The 12034-nt window shown below is 71.1% G+C and carries 10 protein-coding genes and 2 pseudogenes; 7 read left to right on the top strand and 5 right to left on the bottom strand.

What is annotated here, in order from left to right:
- Nucleotides 1-4 precede the first annotated feature (4 nt).
- The gene (desII, locus tag NRF20_RS11600; protein WP_413752526.1) at nt 5-1462 is read right to left on the bottom strand and encodes a dTDP-4-amino-4,6-dideoxy-D-glucose ammonia-lyase; all 1458 of its coding nucleotides are present in this window, start codon (nt 1460-1462) and stop codon (nt 5-7) included.
- Nucleotides 1459-2664 carry an aminotransferase class I/II-fold pyridoxal phosphate-dependent enzyme gene (locus NRF20_RS11595; RefSeq protein WP_413752525.1) on the bottom strand — a complete coding sequence of 402 codons (1206 nt, stop codon included), beginning with the start codon at nt 2662-2664 and terminating at the stop codon, nt 1459-1461. Before NRF20_RS11595 ends, desII begins: the two co-directional genes overlap by 4 nt.
- A gap of 243 nt (nt 2665-2907) precedes the next feature.
- Between NRF20_RS11595 and NRF20_RS11590 the strand changes: the two genes are divergently transcribed.
- From NRF20_RS11590 to NRF20_RS11575, 4 genes and pseudogenes are all read left to right on the top strand, one after another.
- Nucleotides 2908-3120, top strand: coding sequence for an MbtH family protein (locus NRF20_RS11590; RefSeq protein WP_266356999.1), 213 nt, complete (start codon nt 2908-2910; stop codon nt 3118-3120).
- The gene (locus tag NRF20_RS11585) at nt 3117-3992 is read left to right on the top strand and encodes a hypothetical protein (protein ID WP_413752524.1); all 876 of its coding nucleotides are present in this window, start codon (nt 3117-3119) and stop codon (nt 3990-3992) included. Before NRF20_RS11590 ends, NRF20_RS11585 begins: the two co-directional genes overlap by 4 nt.
- Before the next feature lie 19 nt (nt 3993-4011).
- A pseudogene (locus NRF20_RS11580) lies at nt 4012-4615 on the top strand (sugar phosphate nucleotidyltransferase); the annotation flags it as partial.
- A pseudogene (locus NRF20_RS11575) lies at nt 4612-5058 on the top strand (GDP-mannose 4,6-dehydratase); the annotation flags it as partial. The pseudogenes NRF20_RS11580 and NRF20_RS11575, both read left to right, overlap by 4 nt.
- A 175-nt stretch (nt 5059-5233) precedes the next feature.
- Here NRF20_RS11575 and NRF20_RS11570 read toward each other — a convergent pair.
- The gene (locus NRF20_RS11570; protein WP_413752523.1) at nt 5234-6529 is read right to left on the bottom strand and encodes a glycosyltransferase; all 1296 of its coding nucleotides are present in this window, start codon (nt 6527-6529) and stop codon (nt 5234-5236) included.
- A gap of 134 nt (nt 6530-6663) precedes the next feature.
- On the opposite strand from NRF20_RS11570, the gene NRF20_RS11565 reads away from it, so the two are divergent.
- Nucleotides 6664-7944, top strand: a complete 1281-nt coding sequence (locus tag NRF20_RS11565) for a glycosyltransferase (protein ID WP_398630559.1) — start codon at nt 6664-6666, stop codon at nt 7942-7944.
- Nucleotides 7945-7951: 7 nt separating this feature from the next.
- Entirely contained in the window at nt 7952-8611 is a 660-nt protein-coding gene (locus NRF20_RS11560) for a 4'-phosphopantetheinyl transferase family protein (RefSeq protein WP_413752522.1), read from the top strand.
- A 180-nt stretch (nt 8612-8791) separates the two neighbouring features.
- Here NRF20_RS11560 and NRF20_RS11555 read toward each other — a convergent pair whose 3' ends face one another.
- Nucleotides 8792-8968: a hypothetical protein gene (locus NRF20_RS11555; RefSeq protein WP_157987183.1), complete on the bottom strand. Its 177-nt coding sequence runs from the start codon at nt 8966-8968 to the stop codon at nt 8792-8794.
- A 684-nt stretch (nt 8969-9652) separates the two neighbouring features.
- Between NRF20_RS11555 and NRF20_RS11550 the strand changes: the two genes are divergently transcribed.
- Nucleotides 9653-10318, top strand: coding sequence for a response regulator (locus tag NRF20_RS11550; protein ID WP_398630571.1), 666 nt, complete (start codon nt 9653-9655; stop codon nt 10316-10318).
- Between the two features lie 13 nt (nt 10319-10331).
- Here NRF20_RS11550 and NRF20_RS11545 read toward each other — a convergent pair whose 3' ends face one another.
- A complete protein-coding gene (locus tag NRF20_RS11545; RefSeq protein WP_398630561.1) occupies nt 10332-11567 on the bottom strand; it encodes a sensor histidine kinase in 1236 nt (411 codons plus the stop codon).
- Nucleotides 11568-12034: the final 467 nt, after the last annotated feature.

The following is a 12034-nucleotide window of genomic DNA, read 5'->3' as shown; positions in this document are numbered from 1 at the left end:
TCCGTCAGCGCAGCAGCCCGCGGTGCGCCGCCCAGCCCGCGGCGATGTCGGCCTCCAACTGATTCAGCCGCGCCGTGACCACCTGGTCGAAGCCGTCCATGAAGTACTCGTCACCGGCCCGCGGGGCCACCGGGGCGCGGGCCGTGACGAAGTCCCCGACCACGTCGAGCAGTGAACGGCCCGGCTCCACCCGTCCGGCGATGTAGCGGTCGGCGCCCTCCAGGCCGGGGAAGCCCGCCTCGCGGTACAGGTACACGTCGCCCAGCACGTCGACCTGGACCGCGATCTGCGGATGCGCCCGCGGCCGCATCGTCTCCGGCCGGATGCGCACCAGCTCCGCCTCGGTGCCCGACTTGAGGGCGTGCAGGGCGTAGCCGTAGTCGACCCGCAGGGCGGGGGCCAGGCGCCGGGCCTTCTCCTCGAAGGCGAGCAGGATGTCCTGGAGTTCGGTGCGCTCGGCCGCCGAGAGCGCCCCGTCCGGCCGTGCGCTGTAGTCCTCGCGCAGGTTCAGGAAGTCCACGGGCCTGCCGGGGGCGGCGGCGTCCAGCTCGGCGACGAAGTCCAGCACGTCGAGCAGCCGCCGGGCGCGCCCCGGCAGGATGATGTGGTTCAGGCCGAGCCGCACGGGCGCCTCGCGCTCGGCCCGCAGCCGCTGGAAACGCAGCAGGTTCGCCCGCACACGGCCGAAGGCCCGCCGCTTCCCGGTGGTGGCCTCGTACTCCTCGTCGGACACCCCGTACAGCGAGGTGCGGACGGCGCCGAGGTCCCACAGTCCCGGCTGGCGCTCCAGTGTCTGCTCGGTGAGGGCGAAGGAGTTGGTGTACAGCGTCATGGGGAAGCCGCGCCCCGCGGCCCGCCGCACCAGGTCGCCGAGCCCGGGATTGGTGAGCGGCTCCAGGCCGCCGGAGACGTACAGGGACTCGGGGGAGCCGGCGGGCAGTTCGTCGATGACCGAGGCCAGCGCCGCGTTGCCGTCCGCCAGCGCGGAGGCCGGATAGCGCGCCCCCGTCACCCGTACGCAGAAGTGGCACCGGAACATGCAGCTCGGCCCGGGGTACAGGCCGACGATGTGCGGGTGGCCGGGCCTGCCCTCCAGGACCGCGTCGAACACTCCGCGCCGCTCCAGCGGCAGCACGGTGTTGGACCAGTACTGGCCGGACGGGCCCGCGATCACCGCGTCCCGGAGCTCGGGAAGCCGCCCGAAGAGGTCGAGGAGCCGCCGGAAGCGGTCCGTGTCCAGGGCGAGTTCCCGCCGTACCTCCTCCAGCGGCGTGAACGGCCGGTTGCCGTAGTGCCGTGCCAGGGCGACGAGTCGGCCGGCGGCGGTGTCCGCCTCGTCCGGTGGGCAGTGGCGGCGCTCCGTCAGCAGGTGCCGCACGGCCGCCGCCGCCGAGTCCGGGTCGTGGCCGGGGGTCGCGCAGCGCGCCACCGCCCCGGTACGCGGATCGAGTGCCGACGTCATGTGGGTCGTCCCTTCATCTGCTGCCAACGGGAGGTCACTTCATCGCTGCGGGAGACGACTAGCCGCAGCACGTCGCAGATCCTGCGGATGCTCTCGCGCGACACGGCCGAACCGGTGGGCAGGGCCAGCACGCGCCTGGCGAGCCGTTCGGTGTGCGGGAGCCGGAAGGTGCGGCCGGACCGGTAGGGCTCCAGTTCATGGCAGGCGGGGGAGAAGTACGGCTTCGCCATGATGTGTTCGGCCTGCAGGATCTCCAGGACGAGGTCCCGGTCGACACCCGCCACGGACTCGTCGATCTCGATGATCACGTACTGGTAGTTACGTGACTCCGACGGGTCGTGCGGCACCAGCCGCACCCCGGGGATTGCGTCCAGCCCCGCGGCATAGGCGTCGAAGTTCGACCGGTTGTGGGCGACGGCCCGTTCGAATCCGTCGAGCGAGGTCAGCGCCATGGCCGCGGCGGCCTCGCTCATCTTGCCGTTGGTGCCGCCCGCCGGACTGCCGGCCCCCGGTCCCATACCGAAGTTGCGCAGGCTGCGCAGCCGCCCGGCCAGGGCGTCGTCGTCGGTGACGATCGCGCCGCCCTCGAACCCGGCCACCACCTTGGTCGGGTGGAAGGAGAAGACCGACGCGTTGCCGAAGGAGGCGACCGGCCGTCCGTCGAGGGTGCAGCCGATGGCGTGAGCCGCGTCGAAGAAGAGCGGAAGCCCGTAGTCGACGGCGACCTTCTCCAGCTCCGGGGCCGGGCACGTCCGGCCCCACAGGTGCACGCCGAGGATCGCCGAGGTGAGCGGGCCGACCGCCTCGGCCGCGAGGGCGGGATCCAGCTGACCGGTCTGCGGGTCGACGTCCACGAACACCGGGTCGAGGCCGACCCAGCGCGCGGCGTGCGCGGTCGCGGCGAACGTGAGCGAGGGCATGATCACCTCACCGCTGAGCTCCAGCGCATGGCAGAGCATCTGGAGCGCGACCGTCGCGTTGCAGGTGGCGACGGAGTTGCGCACACCGGCGAGCTCGGCGGTCCGGGCCTCGAATTCCACGGCCAGCGGGCCGCTGTTGGAGAGCCACTGGTTGTCCAGTGCCCAGTTGAGGCGGTCGAACAGGCGGTCACGGTCGACCGTGTTGGGGGAGCCGACGTACAAGGGCCGCAGAAAGGCGTGTACTCCACCGAATATCGCGAGATCGCCTGTGGTCAGTTTCACAACGCTCCCCTGTATATTCGCCTATTCATTCCGCGCGGTCGCGGTCGCGGGATTCCGGAATGGGTGGCAGAGCTTACAGATAACCAACTCCCTTGCCAGATCGTTATGTTGACAGAAGAGTCGATGGATTGCGACGGCAGTTTCGCGTACAGGTCGGGTACAGCCGATCCGCACCCGTGTCGTGCACCATTCGAATTCCATGACTCTCGCGATTTCAGGACACAAACCCAAGGGAGTGCCCGCATGACGAACCCGTTCGAGAATCCTGACGGCCGGTATGTTGTGCTGGTCAACCACGAGGGCCAGCACTCGCTCTGGCCGGTCTTCGCGGAGGTGCCGGCCGGCTGGACGGTCGCCCACCCGGAGGACAGCCGCCAGGCCTGCCTCGACTACATCGAGGAGCACTGGACCGACATGCGGCCCAAGAGCCTCGTCGAGCAGATGGGGGGCCGATGACCGGGACCGGGGAAGGGGCGGTCCAGGCCCCGCCGAGCCGCACGGTCACCGGCTGGAGCGGCGACGCCGACTACTTCAGCTTCCCCGAGCACCGCGAGTTCCGCCCCGAGCTGGTCGTCGACGTCCTGCGCGGCCGCCGCGCGGGCGTCATCTTCCGGGGCATGGTCGCGCGGGACGTCTGCGCCGAACTCGCCGCCCGGTTCTGGGACAGCCCGGACCGGGGGCGGCGCAGCACCGAGGCCCCCAGCTACCACCTCGGCGCGTACCACTACCACAAGACGACCGAGCACTACCTGGACGAGTCCGAGCGCGGCGCCGCCGCCCTCGACAAGGTGCTCGACCTGCCCGACGACCCGCTGACCGCCTTCTACACGGGCCTGGCCCAGGAGCTCGCCCCCGAGGGTGTGGACGTGCGCCTGGCCCGCCACCACGGGCGCACCGCGTCCCGCGGCCTGCTGCGCTCCTGGCACGGCGACGGCAGGTACGCCCTGGACCCGCACGAGGACCGCTCCCAGTGCACCGAGCCCCGGCAGGCGGACTTCGAGATCCAGCGGGTGGTCGACCACGAGGTCTGCGCCCTCAACATCTGCCTGGAGAAAGGCGACGGCGGCCGGCTGCTGGTGTGGAACATCCAGCCGGACGACGCGTCCAAGCGGCGGATGGGCCTGCACCGCACGGGCTCCCCGTATCCGACCCAGACCTTGGACGGCATCGAGTGCCGGTGGATCGACGTCCACCCGGGAGACGTCTACGTCTTCAACGGCTCCCATGTGCACGCCGTGGAGCCCAACTCCGACCCCGGCAGCAGGCGTACCTCGTTGGCGGGGATCTTCGGGTTCATCGACGACGCCACGGTGGTCTCATGGACGTGACCGCCCGGCACCGACGCGGCGGGTGGTGGGGCCGGAGGAGAAACCGGCCGCGCCCAAGGGAGGCCACGTCGTCGTCGGCGTGTACCTGTTCACCCCGGCGGTCCACGAGGCGGTGCGCGCCATCTCCCCCTCCCGGCGCGGCGAGCTGGAGATCACCCACGCCGTCCAGTGGCTGATCGACCGGGGCGCCGACGTCCGCTCCACGACCCACTCCGGCTACTGGAAGGACACCGGCAACGTCGCGGACCTCCTCGACGCCAACCGGGTCGCCCTGGAGTCCCTGGAGCCGCTGGTGGCCGGGGACGTGGACCCGGCCACGGAACTCGTGCGGCCGGGTGCGGATCGCGGAGGGGGCCGTGGTGCGCGGTTCACGCATCGCGGGCCCCGTGGTCGTCGACGCCTGCACGGTGATCACCGGTTGTCGGGTGGGCCCGTACACCGCGATCGCCGAGCGGTGTCACGTCGAGGACAGCGAGACCGAGTTCTCGATCGTGCTCCCCGGCTCCTCGATCACCGGCGTGGGTCGCATCGAGGCGTCCCTCATCGGCCGCCATGTGGAAGTCACCCCCGCCGCCCACCGCCTCGTCCTCGGCGATCACTGCAAGGTGCAGATCTCCTCCTGACCACCAGGATCCTCGTCACCGGCGGAGCCGGGTTCATCGGCTCCTACTCCGTACGTACGCTGCTGGGGCCGCGGGGGCCCGAGGACGTCCGCGTGACGGTGCTCGAACGCCTCGATTACGCGGGCAACCCCGCCGATCTCGCTCCGGTCTGCGCCCGCCCCGGCTTCGCCTTCGTCCGGGGCGACATCTGCGAACCGGCCCTGGCCGAGGAGCTCGCGGGCCGGCACGACCAGGTCGTGCACTTCGCCGCCGAGTCCCATGTGGACCGTTCCATCCTGGGCGCGGCGGAGTTCGTGCGCACCGGCGTCCTCGGCACGCAGACGCTGCTTGAGGCCGCGCTCCGGACCGGCCTTGCGACCTTCGTGCACATCTCCACGGACGAGGTGTACGGCGACGTGCCCGAGGGCCGCTCGACCGAGTCGGACCGGCCGGCCCCCAGCTCGGCGTAGGCGGCGTCCAAGGCGTCGGCCATCGGCCGCGCAAGGACTTCGACACCGGGTTCGCCGAGACGGTCCAGTGGTACCGCGACCACCGTGCCTGGTGGGAGCTGCTCGTCCGGCGCGCCGCACCGTGAAGGGCGGCGCGCCGCACGGTCAACCTGCCGGGGGCGGCGGGACGTCAGCGCCCCCGCACCCCCTCGGCGTGGACCTTCTCCAGGACCCGGACCGCCGCCCCCAGCCCGTCCTCCGCGCCGAGCAGCGCGCCGAAGCGGGCGGCGGCGGCCGCGATCCCCGGGTCCGTCACCGCGTGCCGGATGTCGGCGGCGAGCCCCTCGGGGGTGAGGTCGCGCTGCATGACGGGGGGCGGGGCCACCCCCAGCCGGTTGAGGTGCTCGCCCCACATCCGCTGGTTCGTCTCGAACGGGCAGATGACCTGGGGGATTCCGGCGCGCAGCGCGTCGTTGTACGTGCCGGGCCCGCCCGCGTGGACCACTGCGCGCACCCGTGGCAGCAGCCACGGGTAGGGCACGTCCTTGACGGTGAGGATGTCGTCCGCGTAATCGGTGACCTGGATGCCGCCCCAGCCCTCGACGACCACGGCCCGCTGCCCGGACGCCCTGACACCTTCGAGGACGACCCTGGCCGTGGCCTGCGGATCGGGGCTCAGGGTGCTGCCGAAGCCCACGAACACCGGCTTCTCGCCCGCCTCCAGGAAGCGCACCAGTTCGGCCGGCGGCTGCCAGCCGGGAGCCGGCGGCAGATGCCAGAAGCCCGCGGTGTGCACGGTGTCGGGCCAGTCGGCCGCGGGCGTGATCACGTCCGGGCTGAAGATGTGCAGCACCGGGGTGGGGCTGCCGTCGGCCCGGTACCGGAAGTCCAGGAAGCCGTCGCGGGGCGGCAGGCCGAGCGTCTCGGACCGCCAGTGCTCGATCATCGTGATCAGCTGCGGCGGAATGTAGCTGTACGGGTCCGCCCCGCTCTCGTCCACCTGGTCGCTGAAGACGTCCGACAGCCGGCCGAAGGCCGGGTACTGGCTGGAGACCACGAAGTTCGGGTAAAGCACCGCGAACACGTTCGGGATTCCCAGCTTCTCCGCGATCTGGGCTATCTGTTCGCGTGACGCCTGCGAGTGGATGATGATGTCGGCGCCGTCGGCCGCCGCCTCCCACATGTCCTTGAGGATGATCGGGTAGCGGTCCACCGCCTCCTGCTTCAGGGCGGCCCGCTGACGCTCCGTCTCCGGCGTCCGCCGGTCGCTCGTCCAGCGCAGCTTGCGGACCTCGGGCCTGCGCCACAACGTGATGGACCAGTCGTCCAGACCGGCGAATTCCACGTCGTATGCGGCGGCGAAGGGAGCGAAGAGCCTGGGCGCCACCAGGGTCGCGGAGTGCCCGGCCCGGTTCAGGGCATGGGCCAGGGCCAGATACGGCTGTACGTCCCCACGGCTCCCGTGGCAGTACACCAGAGCCTTCATCTCGGTCTCCTCCGCTGGTGGACGACGTGGATCACGGTCATGCTCATCGACCGCCACGGCACTGACAAGAGGCAGCTCCCCGCGTGCAGACGGCGTCCAGCCGGCCACGGTCCGGCGCCCCTAATGTCGCCGGGATGAAGGTGCTCATCTATTCCCATGGCACGCGTGGCGATCTGCAGCCCTATCTGGCCGTCGCCCACGCGCTCAATCGCGCCGGGCACACCGCCACCCTCGTCGGTCCGAGCATTTTCGAACCCTTTGCGGAGTCGTACGGTGTGCGGTTCGCCCCGGTGACCGACGAGGGCGTGAAGCTGCTGCAGCGGCCGGACGTCCGCAAGCTGCTCCTCACCACGGACCCGGAATCCGAGGAATACCGAAAGGCCCGCGAGGCGATATTCCGCGAATTCATGCCCAAGACGTACCCCGTCCTGCTCCGGCAGTTCTGGGACGCGGCACGCGGCGGGGCCGATCTGCTGGTCCACTCGCACCATTCACGCCAGGTCATGCACCAGATGGCCGAGAAGCTGGGCATCCCGAGCGTGCTCGCCACGCACCACCCCAACCTCGTGCCGTCCCGCCGCTACCCCGCACAACTCGGCTCGCTGGAGGCCAGGCCGGACAACCTGGAGCAGCACGCCCGGGTGAACAGCGCTCCCCTCAATCCGCTGCTGGCGGAGATGATCTCCACGTGGCGGACGGAGACCCTGGGGCTGCCGCTCCGCGACGACTACCTGGACTGCCGGCACCGCCCCGACGGCAGGCCCACCCCGGTCCTGCACGGCTTCAGCCCGCACGTCCTCGAACCGGCCCCGGAGTGGCCCGACTGGGTCCACACCACCGGCTTCTGGTCACTGCCCGCCAACCAGCGGCCCTCGGCGGAGCTGCTCCGCTTCCTGGAGGCCGGCGAGCCACCGGTCTTCTTCGGCTTCGGCAGCCTCTCGCACGGCGATCCGGAGAAGACCGGGCAACTGGTGCTGGACGTGGTGCGCCGGACGGGCGTGCGTGCCGTGGTCGTCACCGGCTGGGGCGGCATCAGCATCACCGATCCGCCCGCGAACGTCCTGGTGGAGAGCGACGTTCCGTACGACTGGCTGTTCCCCCGGGTCCGCGCGGCCGTGCACGCCGGGGGCCCGGGCACTCTCAACGCGGCGCTCGAGGCCGGCATCCCCCAGATGGCCTGCCCCTTCCACAAGGAACAGCTGATGTGGGGCAACCACCTGCGCGACCTCGGTGTCGCACCGGCGCCCATCCCGTACAACGACCTCACCATGGACGGACTCGTCGGGGCGGTGCGGCACACGATCACCGACCCCGGGATCGCCGACAACACCCGTCGCCTTGCGGAGAAACTCAAGGGGGAGAACGGAGCGGAGAACGCGGTCAAGGCGCTGGAACACATCCACCGGGAAGCCTGAGGCCGGCGTGGCGCGTGCGGGCGTGACCGTGCTGTGGGGACCCACGGCCGGCGACGCACGCGCCGCGGCGCACACCGCCCTGCTCCGCGGCGCGGCGCTGCTGACCGGGGAGCCGGCCGACGCGTTCCGCCTGACGTACGAACCGGGTGGCCGCCCCCGCCTGGCCGGCGCCGCCGCGCCGCCGCACGTGAGCATCAGTCACGGCCGCGGTGTCTGGGCCGTGGCACTCGGCACCACGGGGCCGGTCGGCGTGGACGTCGAGGCCGTACGGCCCGTCCCCGCCCTGCGCATGGCCGGGCGGTGGCTGGACGCCGCCGCCGCGGACTGGCTGGTGTGCGTCCCGCCGGCCGCGAGGCCCGCGGCGTTCCTGTGGCTGTGGACCCAGAAGGAGGCGATCGGCAAGGCGCGTGGCCGGGGACTGCGCGGCGGAGGCCTCGGCCGGCCGGTGCCGGTCCCGGAGCGCTGGCCGCCCACGCCCGCGGCGTGCGGTCTGCCCGCCCTGCGTCCCCTTGCCGACGACCCCGGGATCTTCTGTGCCGCCCTGCTCGCCGACTCCGGACGGCATGTCCTCGCGCTGGCCTCGGCCGCCCCCACGACCGTCGAACTGCGCGGACGCTTCGGACCCGGTGGCGGAGACCCGGCCGATGTTCGCCGCGCGCGAGGGTAGGCGCCCGAAGGTCGGCACTTCGCGCGTAGCACCCACTCCGTACGCACTGCACATCAACGTTGTGCCTGATGTGCGCCAGACGGGCTTCGGGTCTGCAGCTTCCTTCCGGGGACTCCGCTGCCGAGCGAGAGTGAGCGGCCGCCGTTGCACTTTGCAACGGCGGCCGCATTCAGAAGGCCGTTACGACAGCTCGCGCTCGATCTGGCTTTCGTTGATCTTCTCTTCTCGCATGGTCTTCTCGTTCTGGACGGCGTAGCGAGTCTGCGCCCCACTGCCCTCGGTCTGCCGGATCTCGCCCTGCTGCTTCTGGTTCTGCTGGTCCCGGTACTCGACGCGCTGTCCCTGGCGGTATGTCATGGGAATCTCCAAGTCTCGTGTGGGTTGACGGAGGGCCGACCCCGCCCGTTCGGCGAGGGGCGCGCCTCCTCGGCGCCTGCGACTGTCGCTCGGCGTCCTCTGACAGCCCACCCCCACGTCCGTGCTACAGCAACCACTGCGAGGCGAATGGGGTATGGCTCGCGCCGGCCGAGGTCGCACTCGGCGACCGGGTCGACAGGGCTCGTACGCCCTGGCTCGGCAGGCGCAGGACCGCGTCGAAGGAGTCGCCTTCGGGGCCGGGTGGCGCGGTCGGCCGCACGTCGGCCCGTGCCGGCCGGTGCGACGTCAGCGGCGGCCCTGCCGGTCACGGCACTGTCGGCGCCCGGGATCCGGTTGCAGACGCCACGCACCCGGGCACCTTCGTCAACCCCATCGGCGTCGGCTGACGGAGGCGCGGGCGTTCGGCGGCGGGGAACCCGGGGGCGTACGGCACACCTGGCGACGTGTCACCTCAATGCGGTGCGGTATGCGCAGTGTTCGGGGGAGTGAGTTCGGGATCGTGATCCCGTCGGCCGTGCTCGCACGGACGGACTCCGTCGCCATGTCCCTCGTCCCGTTCACGCTGCGGGGTGTCACCGATGCCGGGTCGCCATTCCCCGCTCGCACCCTGCCGCAATGACGGCGATCCGTGGTTGCCGTGCTAGGAACGGGTGCGTGGCCGATATGCGGATTGACGTGGTGATTGCTGATGACCAGGAACTGGTGCGGGCTGGATTCCGCATGATTCTGGAGGCGCAGCCGGGCATCGACGTGATCGGCGAAGCCGTGGACGGTGTGGAGTGCGTTGATCTGGCACGCCGGTTGCGCCCCCAGGTGGTGCTGGCGGATATCCGGATGCCGCGGCTCGACGGCCTGGAGGTGACCCGGCAACTGGCCGGACCCGGGGTGGCTGATCCGATGAACGTAGTGGTGATCACGACGTTCGATCAGGACGACTATGTGCGCACCGCTCTGCGGAATGGCGCGTGCGGGTTTTTGCTGAAGGACGCCACGCCGGTATTGCTGGTGGAAGCGGTGCACGCGGCTGCCCGGGGGGACGCGTTGGTGTCGCCGGCGGTGACGGTGCGGTTGCTGAAGAGACTGGAGCAGGCCGAGCTCGGCACAGCATCCGGCGGTGCTGAGGCCTTCGGGCTGAGCGGACGGGAGCTGGATATCGTCCGACTGGCTGCGGTGGGCCGTACCAACCAGGAGATCTGCGATGAGCTGTTTCTGTCGCTGTCGACGGTCAAGACCTACCTGAGCCGTATCCAGGCCAAGCTGGAGGCCCGCAACCGAGTGGAGGTCGCGGCGTGGGCGTGGGAACACGGGGCGGTCCGGCCAGGCAGATGAGCATCGGCCTCGGTCAGACGGTCGGTGGGCGCTGGGCTGACGAAAGGCGCTCTGGCCGGGGGGCTGGTGCGGGCAGCGGCAAGGCTGCTCTGACCTCCCACCCGCCGTCGGGCAGCGGGCCGGAGTGGAGGGTTCCGTCGAGTGCTTCGACACGTTCGCGCAGGCCGATCAGTCCGAAGCCGCCATGTCCGCCGGCGGGGGACGGCGTGCGCTTGAGGGCTGCGGTGTTGGTGACCGTCACCCACAGCCAGGTGCCGTCGGTGTCGAGGCGCACACCGGCCTGGGCTCCGGGGGCGTGGCGGCGGATGTTGGTGAGAGCCTCCTGCACGACACGGTGGGCGGAGATCTCCACTTCGGGGCTGAGACGGGCGGTGCGTACGGCAGCGGTTGCCTCCAGCCGCGCGGCGGAGGGTGAGGCGTCGGCGGCCGCGGAGTGGCTCGCAGTCAGCTCGGAGAGTTCGCTCAGCAGATCACCTGGGCGCAGCGCGGTGTGGTTGTCCTCTCTCAGTACGCGCACGAGGCGGCGCATGGATTCCAGTGTCTCGGTCCCGGCCTGGGCGATGTTCTGCAGGATCGGCTCGACCTTGTCGGGCGCGGTGGGGTAGATGGCCGTCGCGGCGTGGGCCTGGACGATGATGCCGGTCATGTGGTGGGCGATCAGGTCGTGCAGGTCGCGGGCGAGCGCCATACGCTCGGCCTGCCGGACATCGGCGATGGCCCGTCGGCGGCGGGCTTCCAGGGCGCGGAGGGCACAGCCGATGGTGATGGCTATGGCGAGCGCGACGGTCAGGACGTAGCCGCCCGCCACGATTGCCGACCACGAGCCCCTGCGCACGGGCAGCGCCAGGACGGCGAAACTCAGGGCGGCCGCCGAGGCGGCTGCTGTGGCTGTGCGCGGGGTCTGGGCGGTGGTGCGGATGACCAGAACGACCAACCCGGCGCTTTCCAGTCCGCCGAAGGACGAACCGTGCTGGGGCACGGCGATGCTGACGCAGCTCAGCGTCAGCGACATCACCACGATCACCCAGACGCGCCGCGGCAATGGGGGCGAGAAGCGTGTCTCCATGGCGGCGAGCGTTGCGACAGGGCCGGTGACCAGGACGGGCAGCCAGTTGGTGGTGGGGTGGAACGGATCGGGGCTGCGAGTCAGCAGAGCGATGTCCGCCAGCCACGTCAGGGCGAACGCGAGCAGACCGCAGACGGTGATGAGGCGCTTAACAGCCGGAGTAAACGGAAGGTGCCAGTCCACGCCCACCAGCGTAGGGACCGGTCCGGATTGCGGTGTCGGCCGAATGACCGACAGACCGGCGCCAGGACGGTACGTACGGCTGACACCGGTGGACGGCTGAGCGGGCCACCATAGTGATCAACGGCGACCGACCCTCCCCCGAGACCGGTCGCCGGTACATATTCGGCGCCGTCGACGGTGAGGCGCACACTCCCAGCGGCGCGGGGTTGTGCGTGCGGCCGGCCCTGAGGTTCATGGGGCGGGCGGCGCCGCTGAGTGACCGGCCCATGGCATGCGTGGCGACAGAGCCGGACGGCGTTGACGGCGGCGCCACCGGGGTCACCACCGGCCTCGCCGGGGCCGGGCAGTGATCCGCGGTCCGGCTGCACACGGCCGGAGCCATCCGGGGTCCCCGCCATCGTCCGTGCGGTCAGCACTCCTGTACGCGTACCGCGCTGTGTGGACGGCGCCTGTCCCTCGACCAAGCA

It is taken from the genome of Streptomyces sp. R-74717 (assembly GCF_047305335.1).
GTDB classification, from domain to species: domain Bacteria; phylum Actinomycetota; class Actinomycetes; order Streptomycetales; family Streptomycetaceae; genus Streptomyces; species Streptomyces atratus.
Note: the sequence above shows the minus strand (reverse complement) of the source record. Positions and strands in the feature narration are given on the sequence as shown.